Origin of the sequence: Microcoleus anatoxicus (assembly GCF_042465725.1) — a bacterium.
GTDB classification, from domain to species: Bacteria; Cyanobacteriota; Cyanobacteriia; order Cyanobacteriales; family Microcoleaceae; genus Microcoleus; species Microcoleus anatoxicus.
In genome coordinates this window covers 6,359,839-6,379,782 of the sequence record NZ_CP120853.1, presented here as the reverse complement: position 1 = coordinate 6,379,782, position 19,944 = coordinate 6,359,839, and the positions used below count along the sequence as shown (strand labels likewise).

Below are 19,944 nucleotides of genomic sequence, written 5' to 3'. Positions count from 1 at the left end.
TTGGAATTAACCAATTAGCCAGCCGGAAATTAGCTACTAATGCAACAGTTGAAACCACTAACATTACGCCGAAATTTTTCCTGGACTTTCACTGGGAATCTAGTTTATGCAGCTTCCCAGTGGGGGATGTTGGTGGTGCTTGCTAAATTGGGCAGTCCTGAAATGGTGGGTCAGTTTACCTTGGGTTTGGCGGTGACAGCACCTGTAATTATGTTTACTAATCTGCAACTGCGAAGTATCCAAGCGACGGATGCCAAAGGCGAGTATGTTTTTGCCGACTATTTAGGTCTGAGGTTAATTGGCACTGGTTTAGCCCTGTTCATAATTGCGGGAATTACGCTGAAAGCTGGGTATAGCTGGGAGACTTCACTGGTGATTTTGGCGATCGCCTTAGCCAAGGCCTTCGAGTCAATCAGTGATGTATTTTACGGACTGATTCAGCAGCACGAACGGATGGATAAAATTGCGATCGCCCTGATGATTAAAGGCCCTTTATCGCTGTTACTTTTAGTCATCGGAGTTTCCGTAACTGGGAGTGTGGTAGGGGGAGCGATCGGATTAGCAATTGCCTGGGGTTTAATCCTCTGCTTCTGGGATATTCGCAATGGTAGATTAATTTTAAATAATTCTTCAAATGGAAGAGAAGAAGCAGATTTATTAGTTGCTGATGCTGAACCTGGAAACAGCCAAAATTCCTTGTACCCGCGCTGGCACCAAAAAACTTTGAGCAAGTTAGTTTTGCTAGCTTTACCTCTCGGTTTTGTGATGATGTTGATTTCGCTAAATACTAATATTCCTCGCTATTTTATCGAGCGGTATTTGGGCGAACGGGAACTGGGTATTTTCGCTGCTATCTCTTACCTGATGGTGGTTGGAAGTATGGTTGTCAGTGCGCTGGCGGAGTCTGCAAGTCCGCGGCTGGCAAAATATTATGCAGAGGGAAATAGCACTGCTTTTGGCACGCTAATGCTCAAGCTGGTGGGGGTTGGCTTGATGTTAGGTGTCGGAGGTGTTGTTGTTTCTGTTGTTGCGGGCCGGGAAATCCTAACTTTACTTTATAAACCGGAGTATGCCGATCGAGCTGATTTGTTCGCGTGGCTGATGGTGGGTGCGGGTATTGGTTACGTTTCTTCCTTTTTGGGTTACGGGATGACGGCGGCTAGGTACTTTCAGGTGCAAATGCCTTTGTTTGTTTTGGTAACGGGGATTTCGGCGATCGCCTGTTTCTGGTTAATTCCGACACAGGGAGTGCGAGGGGCGGCGATCGCGCTGATTATTGGGGCGATCGTTCAAGCAGTTTTTAGTTTGGGAGTGATTTTTCATGCACTATACAGACTCAATAAATATCAAGGAACAAAATCAAATATCGACTAAGCAGCGTCCCATCCGCATTCTTCATGTTGTTGGCGGTATGAATCGGGGCGGAGTGGAAACTTGGCTGATGCACGTTTTGCGAAATATCGATCGCGATCGCTTTCAAATGGACTTTTTAGTTCACACAACTGAACCCTGTCCTTACGATGACGAAGCGATCGCTCTTGGTAGCAAGATTATCCCCTGTCTCAGTCCTGCAAAACCTTGGCTGTACGCTCGCAATTTTAAACGAATTCTACGCGAATACGGGCCCTATGATATTGTTCACAGTCACGTTCACCACTTCAGTGGCTACGTTCTCTGGTTAGCAAAACAAGCAGGAATACCTGTCCGCATTGCCCACAGTCACAACGATACCTCCTCCGCTGAGGCGAAAGCGAGATTGTACCGACGTTTATATCTTAATTTAAGCAAATGGTTGATCGCCCGCTCTGCAACACTAAGTTTTGGTTGCAGCCGCAATGCTGTCGCCGATCTGTTTCAGTTATTCGGGGAAAAAGACCAACGCTGGCAAATTCTTTACTACGGTATTGACTTAACCCCGTTTCGTGAACCAGTTGATGCGATCGCAATTCGCGCTGAACTCGGCATACCGGCTGATGCCTTTGTCATCGGTCACATCGGCAGATTTGCAGCACAAAAAAACCATTTTTTTCTGTTAAAAATTGCAGCAGAAGTTGCCAAAAAAGAACCAAAAATGAGACTTTTGCTGTTGGGTGAAGGTTCACTGCGTCCAGAAATAGAACAAAAAGCAATGGAACTCGAATTGGGCGATCGCCTTATTTTTACTAGCAATAGATCGGATGTTCCCCGATTGATGTTAGGTGCTATGGATGCGTTCATCTTGCCATCACTTTATGAAGGATTACCAGTTGTTGGAATAGAAGCTCAAGCCGCTGGTCTGCCTTTTATTTTGTCAGATGTGATTACAGAGGAGGTTGATATAGTCAAGCCACTAATCCAACGCATAAGCTTATTGAAATCAGCTTCTGTGTGGGCTGATGCAGTTTTGTCTGCGCGAAATACTAGGTCGAATATTGCTCAAGCAGACAGTCTGGCTATCTTGGAAAACAGCCCATTTAATATTGCATTTAGCGTTAATAAAATTACCAAAACTTATAAAGATGGATACTGCTAAGACTGTCAAGCTAGATCAAGGTAGCCTTATAATTATCCTAGGTCAATTTTGCATTCATGCAATTTTGATTATTTCATGTATTCTATATGAGCCATTGAACTTCCAAACGGAGTCACTAATTTATCCTTCCTCCTGTTTCTTGCTTCTACTAACCCTGTGGGTATTTTGGTCATGGTCTTTCATCACAAAAAGCTTATTTGACCCTTATATTTTATTTTTTATAGCAGCATTATTATTTAACGGTGGTCAGATTATTTTGGAGATATTTTCACTCAATGAAAACGGCATCTTAGATAATAAATTTTCAACAGAGACCATTCTAAAAACAATTTTTTTGGTTGACATTGGGTTGGCATCATTTCACTTAGGTGCGTTGATCAGTGCAGCCAAAACAAGAAAAATTAATTGTTCTATAAATAACTCAAAAAAAGCAACAACAAACTCAACAACTAGGAATACTTATTTAATTGGTTTTTGCCTTCTCGGTATATCTTTTTTTCCTGCTATTGTTGTTCTCAGGCAAGCTATTTCTGTTGTCGCATCTGGGGGATATTTTGGGCTATATGAACAAGAGATTGGGACAAGTTTTAGTGCTGCACCCTCTGTTTTAGCTGGTTTTCTTGTCCCATCAGCTATCTTTATACTTGCAGGAAGTAAGGAAAAAATGAAGGGCAGGTTGATATCTGGATGTATTATAGTTATCTACTCAGCTACCAAATTTTTTTTAGGTGAAAGAAATCAAGCAGTAATGCCATTACTTGCCTTCGCATCGCTATGGCATAAATCGATTTCCCCACTTCCTAAAACTTTTTTACTCAGCACGGGTTCCCTGATAATGTTCATTGTTTTTCCATTGGTAGCCGCTACTAGGAATGTTAGTGGTAAAGACCGTTTATCGATAGATTTTCTGGTAGAAACTTTTTCATCTATCAATAATCCTGCTCTCACTTCTCTATCGGAGATGGGAGGTTCTATGATGACAGTTGCTCACACCATAGACTTAGTTCCCAGTATCAGGGGTTTCCAAATGGGAGCAGAATATTTCTATGCCTTGCTCACCCTTATGCCCAATTTTTTTGGGAAAATCCACCCAACTATTGCCAGAGGTATTCCCGATGTGTGGTTGGTTTGGGAAATTGAACCTGAGTTTGCTGCTAGAGGGGGTAGTTTTGGATTTTCTTTTATTGCTGAAGCTTATCTCAATTTTGGTTGGTTTGGAGCGCCAATTGCCTTGGGAGTGATGGGTTTTCTGTTCGCAAAATTTACATTATGGGCAGCTCGATCAGGAGAAGCGGCTCGGATGGCAACAGTTGCCAGTTATACTTCATTCTTCTTGTTTTTTGCTCGTGCTGAATCTGCTCTTGTAGTAAGATCGCTCGTATGGTACTCGCTGTGTCCCTACTTCAGCGTATGTTTATTAGGTTGGCTAAAATCTAATAAACTCACAAGGTAAATAAAAAGTATGATTATTAATGAATCCCAAGTCATATGAACAAAAAAAAATCACAGTGTTTAATAGCCGCAAGTTTATTAGCTACTTCAGGATTTATATATGTGACTGTTGCATTTGTCTCAAAATTAGTCCCTGTCAATACTCCGCTACGGCAGACTGCAAGTGCTAGATATCGACATAGTTTGGTTCAGATTACAAAGCAAATGGCTGTTGTTTTACCTCAACAATTATCTCAAGCCAAAACCCATCTGGTACGAAATCCAGAATTTCTGAATAATGATGTCCGAATGTCTGAGGAGTATTACAGCCAAGGTAAGTTTGTTTCAGTGAAAGAATTAGGAGCTATTGGTAACAACATAGCAGATGATACAAAAGCAATTCAAAAGGCTATTGACGCTGTTTTTAAAGCTGGTGGAGGAGTTGTTTTTTTTCCTAGCGGAACTTACAAAGTTACTATTAATTCTGCTAGGTCACAAGCTATTGTGATTCGCGCCCAAGTTACTCTCAAGGGAACAGATCGGAGAGATAGTATTATCAAGCTAGCCGATCAACAAGGCAACTATAACTCTATCATGGCTGGAGAAACATATGAATCAGATTTATCTAATTTTTCAATGTATGATTTAACAATAGACGCTAATGCTACCAATAATATTGTCGTAAATGAACGTGATTTTTTACAACAAAAAGAGAGATATGCTCTTCGGATTTATGTCGGTTCAAAAATCCGCATATATCGATGTATATTTAGAGATCAAAGTAACGTTAATACAATTACTATTAATGGGGAAAAAACAGTATCAGATGTTGCAATTATTGATAATGTGTTTGAGCAAATTGGCGGAGGGTTTAGCGATTACGATCATTCAACCATTTACGGACACGGAAAACGGATGCAAATATATAAGAATATTTTTTATTCTAGGAATGGGGCCGGTACTAATGGTGCAAGAACAGCTATAGAAACACATGGAGATGAATATATAGTTAAGAAAAATGTGATATCTGGATTTGCAAATGGGATGAATATCACAGGCTATGCTAAGAGTTCCAAAAATCAAATCATCAACGATAACATTATCAAAGATGCTCATACGGGCATCATCCTTTGGTCATACTTTGATAGTGGCAATACCACAAACCCGTCTCTGATCGATTGCACCGTTGCTAACAATAAAATCAGCTTAAATGTTAATGATTGGCGTGGCTTGTGGGGCGATGCTCCGAGTACAGGAATTAAACTAGATGCTAACTCAGATGCTCCTATGACCAACGTGAATATTGTTAATAATCAAATTATTTTCGCAAACTTCTCTGGCAGAGGTCGTCTCAGCGATCGCCTAGCAGCAGGAATAAGTCTATGGAGAAAGGCTGCACCTGCTGTAGTTAGCGAGAATATTAATATTTCCAACAACCTAGTAGAAAACTCTCTAGGATCTGGTATTTATATATCGATGCCTGTCAAGGGAGGAGAAATCTCAAAAAATACAATTGTAAATCCAGGTCAAAGCACTGGTTATTTTCACAACGATTACAAATCGGGAATTATTGCAAGTGGAGTGTTTAAAGACTTTCATATTAATGATAATGTTCTCAGAGATACTCAGAAAGTTAACACAATTAGAGGAGGAATTATTTGGTTAGGTAACTGTGTAGCTAACTGCAACGCAAAAGGCAATTCTTTACAGGTAGATAGTGGTGTTAAATTAGAAGTTTTGCGATCTAGTTTGGAGGTTGTTAAGCCATGAAAGTTATTGTTGCTCTAGAGTATCGTTTTGAGCGCACGCCAGATAGCAAGGTGTGGACGCAAACAACCTTCCCCTATTCATTTTGGAAGCGATATCTCGATGTATTTGATCAAGTCTGCGTTGTCGCGCGTGTGCGGGATGTTCCTGATATCCCTTCAGACTGGCAACGAGTCGATGGAGAAGGAGTTTCCTTTGCCGCCATACCCTATTACATAGGCCCTTGGCAATATTTACTCAAAGCATGGCAAGTGCGGCATAGTGCCAGAAATGTAGTCAAACCAAACGATGCAGTAATCTTGCGAGTTGGTTCCACGATCGCTTCCCATATCCAACCGATGCTACGCCAAATAGGTCATCCTTATGCTGTAGAAGTGGTAGCCGACCCCTATGATGTTTTTGCACCTGGTTCGATCAAAAGTCCCCTTCGACCTTTTTTACGTTGGTATTCTCCCCGTCAGTTACGGCATCAATGTCTTGAGGCAGCCACAGCAGCTTATGTGACTCAAGACGCGCTACAAAAACACTATCCTTGCCCAAATTTTTCGATCGGTGTGTCCGATGTAGAACTGGGTGAAGAAAGCTTCGTTCTCCAGCCGCGTTACTACCAGGAGAAAACAGCCCCATTTACTCTCATTTTTGTGGGAACAATGGCTCAACTTTATAAAGCGCCCGATGTCTTAATTAATGCAGTTGCAGTTTGTGTGCGTGACGGATTAGATATTCAGCTCATTTTGATAGGTAATGGTCAATACAGAGGAGAACTAGAGGCACAAGCTCAGGCATTAGGAATAGGAAAAAAAGTGCTTTTTCTCGGTCAATTACAGGCTGGGGAAGTAGTAAGATCGCAGTTAGATCAAGCGGATATTTTCGTTTTACCTTCCCATCAAGAAGGATTACCTAGAGCAATGGTAGAAGCGATGGCGCGAGCATTACCTTGCATTGGTTCTACTGTAGGAGGTATTCCCGAACTCTTGGCAGCAGAAGATATGGTATCTCCTGGCGATGTGGCGGCATTGGCAGCGAAAATCTGTGAGGTGATCGCTAACCCAGAACGTATGGCGCAGATGTCAGCCCGTAACTTGGAGAAAGCTAAAGAGTATCAAGATGAACTACTGCGTGAGCAACGCATTGAATTCTATCGCTATGTGCGAAAACAAACCGAAGCATGGATCAATCAAAAACAATGAAAAAACTTTTAATGGTTACGACTATCCCAGGTACTCTTCGAGCTTTCTTCCTGCCTTTAGTAAGCCATTTACGAGATCGGGGCTGGCAGGTGGACGGCATGGCTAACGAAATTTCAAGTAATCTTGAATGCGTGGAGGCTTTCGATCGCGTCTGGGATGTAGAATGGTCGCGCAATCCCCTAGATCCGAGAAACTTGATAGCCGCCCCACAACAAATCAAAGCGGTGATGAACCAACGGGAATATGACTTAGTAAACGTATCCACGCCTGTAGCTGCTTTTGTCGCCCGGTATGCTCTCAATTCTTGGAGAAAGCAAGGAAATCTTAAGATAATTTACACTGCCCAAGGCTTTCATTTCTATCGTGGCGGATCACTCCTAAAAAATGCTGGATTTTTGGCCTTAGAAAAACTAGCTGGCTACTGGACTGACTATTTAATCGTAGTCAATCGTGAGGATGAGGAAGCGGCAAAGCACTATCAACTGGTTCCTAGCAAAGAAGTTCGCTACATCCCTGGAACGGGTTTGAATGTTGATCGCTATAACCCCAATGCTATTTCTGAAACTGAGGTAGCGCAAGTACGTCAAGAGTTGGGACTACAGCTAGATGCACCAATGTTTTTGGCAGTAGCTGAGTTCATTCCTCGCAAACATCATCAAGATTTGCTCAAAGCATTGGCTCAACTGCAAAGACCAGAGGTACATTTGGCACTTGCCGGTGGAGGAAAGTTGGTAGATCAGATGAAAAAATTAGCCTCTGAGTTAAAAATTCAAAATCAAGTCCATTTTTTGGGGTTTCGCAGGGATATTCAAATTTTGATGCGTGCTTCTGTAGCAACAATACTTGTTTCTGAACAGGAAGGGCTTCCCAATTGTGTGATGGAGTCTTTGTCCCTGGAAGTTCCGGTGATTGGCACCAATATCCGTGGCACAAGGGATTTGCTGGAAAAAGATTGCGGTCTTCTGGTAGATGTGGGAGATACAAAAGGAATTGCTAATGCAATGGCCTGGGTATTAGATCATCGCCAAGAAGCTCAAGTAATGGGACAAAAGGGAAGAACGTGGATGGCAAATTACGAGCTGCGGCAGATTGTGAAACTCCATGAGGAATTGTATGTAGAAGCCACTGCTTAATCCTTTATAATTTTTGTGTTCTACTGCCAGGACTTCTTCTCTAAATAACTCACTGAAAATTTTGCCAACATTAATATCCCAAATATTGATTTAAGTAACAAATAATCAACAATGAATAATCACCAATCGCTAATCACCAAATTCGCCAAACTAACTAAGTGGGTATTAGATAGATTAGTTGCCGCGATCGCACTACTAATTTTCTCTCCCTTACTTTTAATCGTGGCGATCGCCATCTACCTCCGCATGGGTAGCCCCATTGTTTTTACCCAACCGCGTCCCGGTAAAAACGGTCGCGTTTTCAACTTCTACAAATTTCGCACCATGACAAGCGATCGCGATGCAGAAGGAAACCTGCTCCCCGATGAGCAACGCCTGACTGCGATCGGTCAATTATTGCGTAAAACCAGTTTGGACGAACTTCCGCAACTGTGGAACGTTCTCAAAGGCGACATGAGCTTGGTTGGCCCTCGCCCCTTATTAGTAAGATACCTAGAACGCTACAGCCCAGAACAAGCACGCCGCCACGAAGTTATGCCCGGAATCACTGGCTGGGCTCAGGTCAACGGTCGCCGACTACTAGATGGAAATTGGCCGGAAAAATTTAGACTCGACGTTTGGTATGTCGATAATTGGAGCCTGTGGCTGGATTTAAAAATACTTTTCCTCACAATAGGGAAAGTTTTGGGACAAAAAGAAATCAGCCAAGAAGGTCAAGCCACTGGACAAGAATTTAAAGGTAATGAATGAGGAATTTAAATTAATGATAGTAAGATGGGAAGTCGGTTCGGAATTTGATTGGTCGGATGATGCTTTGGCATCATCATCATCGCCAACGTTATTTCCTCAAAGCTACGAATTATTTTCTACCGCTACGGGCATTTTATTGTCGCTAGAACGTTTCTTAAGAGGTGATGGACAGCGATTGAAGCTGCATTTGCCGACCTATTACTGCATGGAAGTTGCCGAAAAAATGGCTAGAGTTTTCGATGTCTGTTGGTATCGAGATTTGCCTACCGAAGCAGCACCAGATTTTAACTCCCTTCGCCCTTCACCAGGTGATTTGGTATTAGCAGTTAATTTGTTTGGCATCAAGGAAGGAAAAGCTTGGCAAGATTGGCTAACTCAACATCAAGATATGATTTTGATTGAAGACCACAGCCACGATCCCTTCTCCCTTTGGGCGCAACAAACTACCGCTCATTACGCGATCGCATCCCTGCGTAAAACACTGCCAATTCCCGACGGAGGGATGATTTGGTCGGGGCAAAAAATGGAACTACCTCGACCTTCTCAATCAGAATCACCCGCCGCAGCCCAAAAACTCACCGCCATGCTACTAAAGCGATCGTATTTAATGGGGGCAGATATTTCCAAAGATAGCTATCGAACTTTACAATTAGAGGGCGAACATGAGCTGATTAACGATGGCGAACACGCCATTTCTACCTTGACAAAAAATGTCCTATTAAGTTTAAAAATTTCTGAAATGAGGCAACAGCGAGCAGCTAATATCAGAAATTTTTTAGATTTGATAGTGAAAGAAAAAAACGACTATTGGGAACCGATTTTTACTGATTGGAAACCAGGTTCAGTACCTTTTAACAGCATCCTCCTCTGCAAAAATACTCAAGTTCGACAAGAACTGCGCCGATTTTTGATTAGCGAAAATATTTTTGCTTCAGTTCATTGGCCACAACCGCCAGACCAATTATCCGGTAACGATCCGCTGGCCTTTGATTTGTCAAATCGGTTGCTGACAATACCCGCAGATCATCGTTACTCCTACAATGATATTGAGCGAGTTGTCACCAAATTAGTTGAATTTGTCCCAAGCGATCGTTCCTTAGTCATTTGTTAGATTGGGTCTGTGAAAAATTCCTAAAAAACACTTAGTCAATCCCTAGGACAGAATAAAAAATGGAAACTTTAACTCAAGTTTTAACAGATGAAGAGAAATCTCTTCTGCCGACAGAAGAAGATGTGCAGTTTTACGAAGAACACGGCTGGTACATTTCCCAAAAAGTTATCCCTGATGAAATGATTGACGAAGCAATTTTAGCTTGCGAAAAATTTTATCAAGGAGAAAGAGATGCGGTACTTCCTCTCAGTAGCGGATACTGTAACTGGAAGCCAGAAGATGGAGATGTTACTCGCAACAACGAATTTATTTCATTGCAAAGTAACGCTTTGCGGAAATTTGCCCTTCAACCAATTATCGGCGCGATCGCCGCACGACTGGCAAGAACCAAGCAAATTCGCATTTTAGACGACCAAATCATTTCTAAGCCACCCAAAAGCGGCAAAACTACCATCGGCTGGCACGTCGATCGCGCCTACTGGTCAACCTGTACCTCCGATAATTTGCTCACAGCTTGGATACCTTTCCAAGACTGCGACGAGTTGATGGGCCCAATCGCAGTTTTCGATCGCAGCCACAAGTGGTCTGGACTTGAAAATATGCGATCTTTTAACAATCCGAATCTTGAGGAAATAGAACAAAATTTATGCCCTAAAGGAGAGCAAATCATCAAACTACCGATGACATTAAAGAAAGGTCAAATGAGCTTTCATCACTGTTGGACAATTCACGGTAGCTACCCTAACACTAGCGATCGCACCCGTTTGGCAATGGCAATTCACCTACAAGATGAAGCTAACCAATATCGGCATTTTTGGAATCAAAAAGGCGAAGAAGTTCACATTCTTAACGAACTTTTGTGCCGTAAATTGCCCAAGGGCGATCCTGATTTCCACGATCCAGCCGTGTTTCCTGTTTTGTGGTCGGAGTAAGACAGATAAACATTTCAATCCTTTGAAAAATAACACCTAATTATCGCGAGATTATCTCGATAAAAATTACCAAAAATTTCCGACTATACCTATCACTTGTTGGAGGAAGGCAGATGAATATTTCAATCCTTGATATACAAAACCCATTATGGCTGGAAATATTGGGGAAAATTCGCCATGATACCTATCACTTACCTGAGTATTTATTGTTAGATTCAAAAAGAACTAACACAACTCCAGAAGCTTTTTTGATAGTTGATGGGGAGAAGATTTTATTCTTGCCTTATTTGCTACGTCCCTGCCATGACCTCGTGCCAACGGAATTATCAGATCTGGAAATTTTTGATGTTATCTCTCCCTACGGATATCCCGGATTTTTATTAAGTGAAGCCGCAGCTAACACCCCAGGATTTCCAGATTTTGCCATCAACGAACTCAAGCGAGTTTTGAGGAATAAGGGTGTATGTTCCGCTTTTTTTCGGCTTCATCCTATCCTCCATGACAACTTAAATCAAATTTGTCAACCAGGGACTTTTACACCTAATGGCGAGACGGTATCCGTTGACTTAAAACTTTCGGCAGGTAAAATTAAGTCGCGGACTAGAAAGGGTCATAAAAGTACAATTAATAAGTGTAAAAGATTAGGGTTGACCGCAACAATAGTCCCTTATTTGGAATACCTCAATGAATTTATGGAAGTTTATGAAGAGACCATGGGCCGTGTTGAAGCGAGTAAATCCTATTATTTTGGACGTGAGTATTTTGAAGATTTAGCAAAATTAGGAGAACACACTCATTTATGCCTTGTAGAAAAGGAGAATCAAATTGCGAGTGCTTCCATATTTCTAGAATGTGGTGGTATAGTTCAGGCTCACCTGGGCGGAAGCAAAACTGAGTTTTTGAGTGAGTCTCCTTTTAGTTTAATATTTGACTATGGCAGATACTGGTCTCAAGAACGGGGAAATGAATTTTTTCATATGGGAGGTGGTGTGGGAGGGTCTAAGGAAGATAGTCTTTACATATTCAAGTCTGGTTTTTCCAAAGAAAGGCACAATTTCTTTACTATGCGTCTGATTACAGATGAAGAACAATATCATCATCTGGTTGAGTTACGAGCAAAATATTTAGGGATTCAACCAGAAGAAATGCTCAATTCAAAGTTTTTTCCTGCCTATCGTTTACCTTCAGAGGTAAGGTAAAATATTCACGGAGTTGACCAACCAAACTTGTTTTAATGAATACTGAAAATTTGAATTACTAGGAGAAAAATTCATGCTTGTTTTTGTGATCCCGGTCAAAAGTAAGGAAATTACCAATTCCTGGGAAATCCTCTCTAAATTAGTCGAACGATGCGTTAAGTCTGCTTGTAATCAAACATCATCTAATTTCCGAGTTGTTGTGATTTGTAACGAAAAACCAAATATTCAGTTTCAACATCCTCATGTTTACTATGTTGAGGTTGATTTTCCAGTACCTATTTACAAGAAAACTGAAGAAGAACATTTAGAAGGTTATGATTATGCTATTTCTAGCAAAGAAATTGCCATGAAAAATGCAGACAAAACCCGAAAGATTTTAACGGGAATAGACTTTAGTCAACAACAATTTCAGCCTTCACATATTATGGTAATAGATTCTGATGATTGTGTCAGTAACCAGCTCGCTGAGTATGTCGATCGAAATCAAGACGGTGATGGTTGGGTATTTAGGAAAGGATACATTTATCGAGAAAACAGTAAATTTCTTTACATGAACACTAAAAATTTTAATCAGGTCAGTGGCACCTCGGTAATTATTAAGTATGCTTTGCATGAACTGCTTTTTGAAAATCCTGATTTCTATAATAATTGCTTTGATTTGTTACCTAATGCTAATATGCAACCTTTACCATTTATCGGAGCTGCTTATACTATTGAAAATGGTGAAAATATTCTAGCTAACAAAGAAATAACATCACAGATGCTCTACACAACTTTGATGAAAGATATTGGCTCTCTCATTAAAAAGATTTTCAAGTATCGATTGGTATTTTTGAGTAAGTCGATCGCTAATGAATTTGGTTTGTATCCCTGTGGTGGAAGCCATTAGCAACCAGCAGATTAAAAGTGCTGTATACTTAGTATGCGAAAAATTATTGCTTCCAGGTTCAAATACCCCAAAGTGGTAATTGGAAACATTACTTACAGTTTATTTTACATAGTGAAAAAACAAATTCTGCTATCAACACCTCACATGGGTTCCCTCGAACAGGAGTTCGTCAAAGAAGCCTTTGACACCAACTGGATCGCCCCCGTCGGTCCCCATGTAGACGCTTTCGAGCAAGAATTCTGCGAAGTAGTTGGCGCTAAACACGCGGCGGCTGTTACTTCGGGTACCGCAGCTTTGCATTTGGCTCTCAAATTAATTGGTGTCGGTGCGGGAGATGAAGTTTTTTGCTCGACTCTGACTTTTATTGCGACTGCTAGCCCGATTACTTATCTTGGTGCAAAACCTGTTTTTATCGATAGCGATCGCACTTCCTGGAATCTAGACCCCAACTTGTTCCGAGAAGCCCTTGACAAACGAGCAAAAATTGGTAAATTACCCAAAGCTGTTGTCATCGTACACCTCTACGGTCAAAGTTGCGACATCGACCCAATTCTAGCAGCTTGCAATGCTTATGAAATTCCGCTAATAGAAGATGCAGCCGAATCTCTAGGGGCTAGCTACAAAGGTCGATCGCCTGGAAGCTTTGGTAAAATCGGCATTTTCTCATTCAATGGTAACAAAATTATCACCACTTCCGGCGGCGGAATGTTAGTTTCAGATGACCAAAAATTAATAGAAAAAGCTCGTTTTTTGGCAACCCAAGCCCGCGACCCCGCTCCTCACTATCAACATTCTGAAATTGGCTATAACTACCGCCTCAGTAATGTTTTAGCGGGAATTGGTCGGGGACAATTGCAGGTTTTAGAGGAAAGAGTACAGGCGAGAAGGCACAATTTTGAATTTTACAAACAAGCTTTAGAAAACTTGCCGGGAATCGAATTTATGCCGGAAGCAGCTTTTGGCAAAGCTACTCGCTGGCTGACTTGTTTGACAATCGATCCTGCCGCTTTTGGTGTAGATAGAGAACAGGTTCGTCTGGCGCTGGCCCAAGAGAAAATAGAAGCGCGTCCGGTTTGGAAACCTTTACATTTACAGCCTGTTTTTGCTGATTGTGAATGTATCGGCGGTGCGGTAGCCCAAGAGTTATTTGAGTATGGGCTTTGTTTACCTTCTGGTTCTAATTTAACTGATGAGGATTTGGGGCGGGTGACAAGTGCGATCGCCCAACTTCACAAAGAAAATGGATGACCTAGCCGCAGAAAGTTCGGCAACGGATTCTTTAATATTGTTTACGGTTGTTTGGGAATGATTAAACCGCTCTTTCCCCAGAGTCTCCAGAAGAGAAGAGAGATGAATACAGGACGATACCCAAGTATCTCCCCGACTTATTGAAGAAGTCGGGGATATCGGTATTCTGTTTTTTGATTGATGCTGCTACCATTCTTGCAATGCGATCGCAATTCCCTTTCTCAACCCCAGTTCCAAATTATCTTCTTTCAGTAAACTTTCTAATTTCTGCCTCACCCGATCCGCACCTAGCTGTTTGAGCGCTGATAAACTGTGCAGCCTGATTCTGGTATCTGGGTTAGCCAACAGTTGAATCAAACAATCTAGCGCCCTGAAATCTCCTAATTGACCTAAAGCTAAAGCTAAAGATTGTTGGACTTCCACCTGTTGGGCTGCTGCATGACTACTTTCAAGAAAATCGATCAGAATCTCAGCAGCTTTGCCTTTTAATTCCGGCTTTGACAGACGCCCCAACACCGTAATAATTTCTTGACAAACAGCATAATTAATTTTAGGAAATTCTCCTGTTAGCGCTTGTTGCAAATATTCCCAAGCCGCGCTCGTTTCCATCCAGCTTAAAGCCCGAACAGTTTCAATTTGCAATTCCACCGGAGTTGTTACCGATCGCAATAATTCAAATAAAGCCGTCGCCGCTGCATCCGTTTTCAGCCGTCCAAGAGCCATCGCAGCTTGCTGACAAACTTCCAAACGGATATCCCACAACAAAGGTTTCAGCAAATTAACTAAATCGAATTCTGCATCTAGGTACGAACGAACTCCTAGGGCTCGCACGGCTTCTTTTCTGACTGCTGTGGCTGGATCTGTGAGTGCTGCTATCAATACCGGCCCAATCCGCGAGTCGTGAAAGGTGCTCAGCGCCTCGATCGCCGCCAACCGCACTGCAACTTCGGAATCTCCGACTACACTCAACAGCGGTACGATGGTTTCACTGTGGCGAATTTGAGCCAGTGCTTCTGTTGCAAACTGTCGGGATTCTGCTTGCAATAACAAAGCTGCTAGGGATGCTACTGCTGTTGGCCCTAAATTCCCCAGGGTTTCCGCTGCGATTTGACTCAATTCTTCGTCGGAATTTTTGACTAATTTTGCTAAAGTTTCAATCACTTCCGGGCGATCGAACTTTCCGAGGATGCGGGTGGCGAACCACTGCTGTTCGGTATCTGCGTCTTCGTTTTCGAGTATATCGATTAAGGGTGCGATCGCCCTAGTTCCCAGATTGGGCAATATTTTCGCAATATCCCATCGATCTTGAAAATCGCCCCATTCTAAGGCTTCTATGGCCAAACTTACGGCCTTGTCTAAATTTTGTGTTTCCAGCGCCCGGTGTCCCTTGAGTGGCAGTTGTTGCAAGCATTGGACAAGTTCAGACCAGTTTTGGCGATCGGCAGCGGCTTGCGCTTGTTCTAAAATATTAGACATAATTTTAGTTGAGCTTTTTTCAGCAGGGAGGTAGATGAACGTTTGCAGTGGGCAGTTGATAGTTGACCTTTATTGTTATAACAAATAACAAATAACAAATAACCAATAACACTCAAAAAATGAAAAAAGCTCTACTGTTAATAAACCAGCACTCCCGAAAAGGAAAAAATCTCTTCTCTCAAGCAACTGCCCAATTGCAAGCACTAGGTTTCGAGTTAATTGTAGAGTCTAGCAACCATCCTCACGAACTTTCAGCAATCATAAAATCCTACCAAAATTTGGTGGAATTAGTCATAGTCGGCGGTGGAGACGGCACTCTGAATGCAGCCATCGAAGGTTTAATTGACACTCAGTTGCCCTTGGGTATTTTGCCCATGGGAACTGCCAATGACTTAGCTCGCACTCTCGGAATTCCTACCTCTTTATCAGCAGCTTGTCAAGTAATTGCCAGCGGTAAAGTCCGGCGCATAGACTTAGGTTGGGTGAACGGTCAGCATTTTTTTAATGTAGCCAGTTTGGGATTGAGCGTGCAAATTACCGAACGACTGACTAAAGAAGTCAAGCAGCGTTGGGGTATTTTAGCTTATGCTTTTACTGCGTTGCAAGTAATTTGGAAATCCCGAATCTTTAGAGCGGAAATTCATACAAATAACCAAATCTTTTATGTAAGAACTATTCAAATTGCGATTGGTAACGGTCGCTACTACGGCGGTGGCATGACGATTGCGGAAGATGCAACCATAGACGATCGGCGACTAGATTTGTACAGTTTGGAAACAAATAATTGGTGGGAAATAATCGCTTTACTTCCTGCCATGAGGCAAGGCAATCATGCTATTTGGTCTAATGTACGCACCTTGGAATCTGAAGAAATTGAGGTGTATACTACCAAACGTCTTGCGATCAATACCGATGGTGAAATCACAACTCATACTCCTGCGAAATTTCGAGTTATTCCTCAAGCTTTAATAGTTATAGCACCGTAAAACAGGCATCTTGCCTGTTTGTTTATCAGTTAATAATCGCCCCCAGCGCCGTATTCCCAGGCTTCAATTAATCGGTGAAAATAATATTGCTGCTGCGGTGACAACTGCTTCACCTGCGGTTCTACAGCTTTAGCCAAAGGCTGCAATCCCGTATAAATCCCTAAATTTGCATAATGAACCATCCAATCCAACAAATTAGGTATTCCCACCTGGGGGATGATTTTCATCACTAATCCAGGATGAGTAATTGCAGTTTTAAACAGCGTTTTTGACAAAGCCGGAAACAGCACGATATCCTGAAGAAATGGTTTTAGTACAGGTTCCCCCAACTGTTCCATTACCTGAAACACACTAGACAAAAGTTGATTAATTTGATTGGGGGCTATTTTCTGATTCATTGCCGCACTCATTGAACGCTGAAACAACCAGGTGACAGATAGATTTGGCTGATAGGGCTGCAAAAGTGCCAGGGAATTTTGACTGAGACTGTCGCTTGTCAAAGCTTCGTGAATTCCCAGAGTTAAGCGCTGAAGATGACGCACCATTGCGCCGAAACCACCAAAGCTGAGGGGAGATTGACTGCCGCTGCTATCTCCGACGGGGAGAATTCGATTCCAAGGGGTTTTGAGAGGACTTTGGCGATAGCAAGGGAAAAATCCATAGAGTGCTCTTTGAAATTTTAGCTGGTGAAGTTGGACGTTTTGATATTGGGGAAGCAAGCGCAGATATTCTTCAAATAATGTTTCTAAACTGAATCTTTCGGTGTCGGCATCTAGGTAAGTAAATAGGTAAGTGGTGCGCCCGTCTCGCGCGGGAAATGCTTCCCAAAAATATTGGCACTGATTTTGCATTGGGGTGAAGGATGCAAATATGTCGCCGGTGTCGTTGTTGGGGAATCCTTGGGCGCAACTACCGACTACTAAGCAGACGGCATCGGGTTTTTTGCCTTGTCTGGCTTGTCGCACAATGGGTGAAAAATGCCCCATTGCGTCTATTAATAATCTGGTTTTAAATAAATTTGGGGCTGCTTGCGCATCTGTATTGGTAGATTCTATGACAACTCCATTGGGGTGAATGGTTGCTTTTTTAAATGGTGTATTTTCAAATAGTTTACCTCCGGCTTGGAGAAAGCGCTGTTTTAGGGTTTCGAGGAGGTAAACTGGGTCGATTCCAATGTTGAGTACGTCCCGCACCCAAATGTCTGGGGTATCGGGAAAGCTGATGCGGGCTGGGTTGTATTCGGTAGCAATGGCTTTTTCTATTTGTTCAAGGGATAGCAAATTTAGTTTTAAGAATACGTCTAATTCTTTGCGGGAAATGTTCCATTCTTGATCGCGGCCTCGCAGGATGCCACGTTCGAGTAAGGCAACTCGCCAGCCTTGCAGGGCTAGGGCTGTACCGATTAGTATTCCTAGGGTTGCGCCACTGATAACTATGTCGAAGTTTATGGTTTCGAGAGGTTGTGGGCTGTACTCGATGACTTGGGGTGTGGGTGCGGTGTTTTGTTTGAGGTTTTCCCAGAGTCGATCGACTTGAAGTAAGCCTTCGAGGGCGTTTCCAGGCAGTTGAGAGAGAATTTCTGTGGTTAGGGACATCGAGTTTTAATATTAAATAGGGTTAGTTTTATAGTTTAGCTTGACAGACGGGAATCCCCACACCATACCGCTTCGGTTGGTGTGGGATGAAAGGCGCGTGAGACGAGGATTCCACTTGTTCACAATCTCAAAGCTACGCTTTGAGCAGTGGGCAGGTGGATGACGAGACGAACAAATCTTATTCTACAGGTCTATCTTGCTCCTCAATGTACTTCTTTAATTGCTCAACCGTCACGCCGCCACAGGAAGCAATAAAATATCCATTTGTCCAAAAAACATCTTTCCCGTAAACTTTTTCAACTTCATCTACAAACTCTTTCCGCAAATAGCGACTAGATACAGTCTTAAGATTGTTGATCAGCTTACTTGGTTCAGTTTGTGGTGTATATTGAAGCAACAATCGGCTGTGATGTAATGAAAGCAAGTTATCAGTACCAGTTCTATCCCGACACTAATCAAAAATTAACCCTCAATCATTGGTTGAGAATCTGTCGCTATTGGTATAACAGACAGTTAGGCGATCGGTTTGATTGGTGGGAGATGAACCGTACTGCTATAAATGCTTGTCCATTAATTGCTAGTATCTCTGCGCCCCGCGCGAAGCCCAACTACTACTCCCAAAAACAACAATTACCAGTCATCAAAAAAGACTTAATAAAAGTTTTTCACAGTGGCGAACTATTGGACTTCAAACAGATAGATTCAACTATTCTGCAAGATGTCTCTAAGCGAGTAGACAAAGCTTTTGAGCGGTTTATCGTAGGGGATAGTAAAGGCGGGCGATCTGGTAAACCCCGATTCAAGACTGAAGCGGATTATCGGACGATGACTTTTTGTACAGCTAACAGTGACTGGATTAAATTAATTCGCAAGAATTGGTTTTATATCCGATTGCCGAAGTTGGGCATCATAAAAATTCGGATGCACCGCCCAATCCCCGATGGGTTTAACGTCAAGCAAATTAGTGTAACTAGAAAGGCTGACGGTTGGTTTGTTCAAATAATGATTGAAGACGCTTCAGTGCCGCAGTTTATTCCTGATAAAGTTGCCCCAAACTGGGATAACTCGATCGGATTAGATGCGGTGCTACACGAAGATGTCTACCTGGCAACGTCATCGGGCGAAAAGTTACCTTCGTTGAAACCGCTTCGCAAAAACCAAGCCAAGCTAGACCGCATTTCAAAAAAGCGGAACAAGCGGAAGCTAGGCTCTAAATGTCGGCGAAAATTAGCCAAAAAAGAAGCGAGACAGCACCAAAAAATAGCGCGTTATCGCCAAGATTTTCATTATAAAACGGCTCACAAACTTGTCAGGTCTGGAGCTAAATTCTTCTTTCACGAAGACTTGAATTTAAAAGGCTTAACGAAGCGGAATAAAGTTAAGCAAGATGACGAGGGTAACTACCTCCCGAACGGTCAATCAGCAAAATCAGGATTAAACAAGTCTTGGCTCGATGCTGCGTTCGGTCAATTTTTCAAGACACTGGAATACATAGCCGAAAAAGCTGGAGCAGTCGTCGTTCCGCAGAAACCTGCTTATACTTCAATGGTTCTGTGCTATCGGAATGAAATTATTTTCACCGATTGCGGTATACGGAACTATTGGGATGAGCAACATTCTTTAATGGTCGATCGCGATCTTAATGCTGCGATTAACGTAAAAAGACTGGGGCCCTAGCATTTTCCCCAGTATAAAACGCCGTAGTGGGAATCTTTCCATAGTTGG

16 protein-coding genes and 1 pseudogene are annotated in these 19,944 nt (G+C 42.3%); 14 read left to right on the top strand and 3 right to left on the bottom strand.

The genetic code is table 11. The features are described 5' to 3' along the window. Positions 1 to 39 precede the first annotated feature (39 nt). From P2A85_RS27810 to P2A85_RS27755, 12 genes are all read left to right on the top strand, one after another. Positions 40 to 1,374 carry a lipopolysaccharide biosynthesis protein gene (locus tag P2A85_RS27810; RefSeq protein WP_377476699.1) on the top strand — a complete coding sequence of 445 codons (1,335 nt, stop codon included), beginning with the start codon at positions 40 to 42 and terminating at the stop codon, positions 1,372 to 1,374. Further along, the gene (locus P2A85_RS27805) at positions 1,322 to 2,512 is read left to right on the top strand and encodes a glycosyltransferase family 1 protein (protein WP_377476698.1); all 1,191 of its coding nucleotides are present in this window, start codon (positions 1,322 to 1,324) and stop codon (positions 2,510 to 2,512) included. The genes P2A85_RS27810 and P2A85_RS27805 overlap by 53 nt, the downstream gene beginning before the upstream one ends. Further along, positions 2,499 to 3,965: an O-antigen polysaccharide polymerase Wzy gene (wzy, locus tag P2A85_RS27800; RefSeq protein ID WP_377476697.1), complete on the top strand. Its 1,467-nt coding sequence runs from the start codon at positions 2,499 to 2,501 to the stop codon at positions 3,963 to 3,965. Before P2A85_RS27805 ends, wzy begins: the two co-directional genes overlap by 14 nt. A gap of 35 nt (positions 3,966 to 4,000) precedes the next feature. Beyond that, entirely contained in the window at positions 4,001 to 5,713 is a 1,713-nt protein-coding gene (locus P2A85_RS27795) for a glycosyl hydrolase family 28-related protein (RefSeq protein WP_377476696.1), read from the top strand. Next, complete coding sequence (locus P2A85_RS27790) at positions 5,710 to 6,900, top strand: glycosyltransferase family 4 protein (RefSeq protein ID WP_377476695.1); 1,191 nt, start codon at positions 5,710 to 5,712, stop codon at positions 6,898 to 6,900. The genes P2A85_RS27795 and P2A85_RS27790 overlap by 4 nt, the downstream gene beginning before the upstream one ends. Positions 6,901 to 6,911: 11 nt before the next feature. Then, on the top strand, positions 6,912 to 8,033 hold the full coding sequence (locus tag P2A85_RS27785) for a glycosyltransferase (RefSeq protein WP_377476693.1): 1,122 nt from the start codon (positions 6,912 to 6,914) through the stop codon (positions 8,031 to 8,033). A gap of 111 nt (positions 8,034 to 8,144) precedes the next feature. Beyond that, on the top strand, positions 8,145 to 8,783 hold the full coding sequence (locus P2A85_RS27780; protein ID WP_377476691.1) for a sugar transferase: 639 nt from the start codon (positions 8,145 to 8,147) through the stop codon (positions 8,781 to 8,783). Positions 8,784 to 8,796: 13 nt separating this feature from the next. Beyond that, entirely contained in the window at positions 8,797 to 9,894 is a 1,098-nt protein-coding gene (locus tag P2A85_RS27775; protein ID WP_377476690.1) for a DegT/DnrJ/EryC1/StrS aminotransferase family protein, read from the top strand. A 59-nt stretch (positions 9,895 to 9,953) separates the two neighbouring features. Continuing rightward, on the top strand, positions 9,954 to 10,826 hold the full coding sequence (locus P2A85_RS27770) for a phytanoyl-CoA dioxygenase family protein (protein ID WP_377476689.1): 873 nt from the start codon (positions 9,954 to 9,956) through the stop codon (positions 10,824 to 10,826). 113 nt (positions 10,827 to 10,939) lie between these two features. After that, positions 10,940 to 12,025 carry a GNAT family N-acetyltransferase gene (locus tag P2A85_RS27765; protein ID WP_377476688.1) on the top strand — a complete coding sequence of 362 codons (1,086 nt, stop codon included), beginning with the start codon at positions 10,940 to 10,942 and terminating at the stop codon, positions 12,023 to 12,025. Between the two features lie 73 nt (positions 12,026 to 12,098). Continuing rightward, positions 12,099 to 12,914: a glycosyltransferase family 2 protein gene (locus tag P2A85_RS27760; protein WP_377476687.1), complete on the top strand. Its 816-nt coding sequence runs from the start codon at positions 12,099 to 12,101 to the stop codon at positions 12,912 to 12,914. A 72-nt stretch (positions 12,915 to 12,986) separates the two neighbouring features. Further along, positions 12,987 to 14,162: a DegT/DnrJ/EryC1/StrS family aminotransferase gene (locus P2A85_RS27755; RefSeq protein ID WP_377476685.1), complete on the top strand. Its 1,176-nt coding sequence runs from the start codon at positions 12,987 to 12,989 to the stop codon at positions 14,160 to 14,162. A 186-nt stretch (positions 14,163 to 14,348) separates the two neighbouring features. Here the strand turns inward: P2A85_RS27755 and P2A85_RS27750 are convergent, their stop codons facing one another. Continuing rightward, positions 14,349 to 15,638, bottom strand: coding sequence for a HEAT repeat domain-containing protein (locus tag P2A85_RS27750; RefSeq protein WP_377476684.1), 1,290 nt, complete (start codon positions 15,636 to 15,638; stop codon positions 14,349 to 14,351). A gap of 119 nt (positions 15,639 to 15,757) precedes the next feature. Between P2A85_RS27750 and P2A85_RS27745 the strand changes: the two genes are divergently transcribed. Then, positions 15,758 to 16,624, top strand: coding sequence for a lipid kinase (locus P2A85_RS27745; RefSeq protein WP_377476683.1), 867 nt, complete (start codon positions 15,758 to 15,760; stop codon positions 16,622 to 16,624). Between the two features lie 29 nt (positions 16,625 to 16,653). Here the strand turns inward: P2A85_RS27745 and P2A85_RS27740 are convergent, their stop codons facing one another. Both P2A85_RS27740 and tnpA read right to left on the bottom strand, forming a co-directional pair. After that, a complete protein-coding gene (locus tag P2A85_RS27740) occupies positions 16,654 to 18,219 on the bottom strand; it encodes an FAD-binding oxidoreductase (RefSeq protein WP_377476682.1) in 1,566 nt (521 codons plus the stop codon). Between the two features lie 178 nt (positions 18,220 to 18,397). Continuing rightward, positions 18,398 to 18,628 (bottom strand): annotated as a pseudogene (tnpA, locus tag P2A85_RS27735) (IS200/IS605 family transposase); the annotation flags it as partial. A 5-nt stretch (positions 18,629 to 18,633) separates the two neighbouring features. Here tnpA and P2A85_RS27730 point away from each other — a divergent pair. After that, positions 18,634 to 19,896, top strand: coding sequence for an RNA-guided endonuclease InsQ/TnpB family protein (locus P2A85_RS27730; RefSeq protein WP_377476681.1), 1,263 nt, complete (start codon positions 18,634 to 18,636; stop codon positions 19,894 to 19,896). Positions 19,897 to 19,944: the final 48 nt, after the last annotated feature.

What these genes read in the sequence shown, in the direction of transcription:
- P2A85_RS27805 (WP_377476698.1), top strand. Translation starts at nt 1,322, where the DNA reads ATGCACTATACAGACTCAATAAATATCAAGGAACAAAATCAAATATCG.
- P2A85_RS27770 (WP_377476689.1), top strand. Translation starts at nt 9,954, where the DNA reads ATGGAAACTTTAACTCAAGTTTTAACAGATGAAGAGAAATCTCTTCTG.
- P2A85_RS27740 (WP_377476682.1), bottom strand. Translation starts at nt 18,219, where the DNA reads ATGTCCCTAACCACAGAAATTCTCTCTCAACTGCCTGGAAACGCCCTC.
- P2A85_RS27730 (WP_377476681.1), top strand. Translation starts at nt 18,634, where the DNA reads ATGAAAGCAAGTTATCAGTACCAGTTCTATCCCGACACTAATCAAAAA.
- P2A85_RS27750 (WP_377476684.1), bottom strand. Translation starts at nt 15,638, where the DNA reads ATGTCTAATATTTTAGAACAAGCGCAAGCCGCTGCCGATCGCCAAAAC.
- P2A85_RS27780 (WP_377476691.1), top strand. Translation starts at nt 8,145, where the DNA reads ATGAATAATCACCAATCGCTAATCACCAAATTCGCCAAACTAACTAAG.
- P2A85_RS27775 (WP_377476690.1), top strand. Translation starts at nt 8,797, where the DNA reads ATGATAGTAAGATGGGAAGTCGGTTCGGAATTTGATTGGTCGGATGAT.
- P2A85_RS27760 (WP_377476687.1), top strand. Translation starts at nt 12,099, where the DNA reads ATGCTTGTTTTTGTGATCCCGGTCAAAAGTAAGGAAATTACCAATTCC.
- P2A85_RS27810 (WP_377476699.1), top strand. Translation starts at nt 40, where the DNA reads ATGCAACAGTTGAAACCACTAACATTACGCCGAAATTTTTCCTGGACT.
- P2A85_RS27785 (WP_377476693.1), top strand. Translation starts at nt 6,912, where the DNA reads ATGGTTACGACTATCCCAGGTACTCTTCGAGCTTTCTTCCTGCCTTTA.
- P2A85_RS27790 (WP_377476695.1), top strand. Translation starts at nt 5,710, where the DNA reads ATGAAAGTTATTGTTGCTCTAGAGTATCGTTTTGAGCGCACGCCAGAT.
- wzy (WP_377476697.1), top strand. Translation starts at nt 2,499, where the DNA reads ATGGATACTGCTAAGACTGTCAAGCTAGATCAAGGTAGCCTTATAATT.
- P2A85_RS27745 (WP_377476683.1), top strand. Translation starts at nt 15,758, where the DNA reads ATGAAAAAAGCTCTACTGTTAATAAACCAGCACTCCCGAAAAGGAAAA.
- P2A85_RS27765 (WP_377476688.1), top strand. Translation starts at nt 10,940, where the DNA reads ATGAATATTTCAATCCTTGATATACAAAACCCATTATGGCTGGAAATA.
- P2A85_RS27795 (WP_377476696.1), top strand. Translation starts at nt 4,001, where the DNA reads ATGAACAAAAAAAAATCACAGTGTTTAATAGCCGCAAGTTTATTAGCT.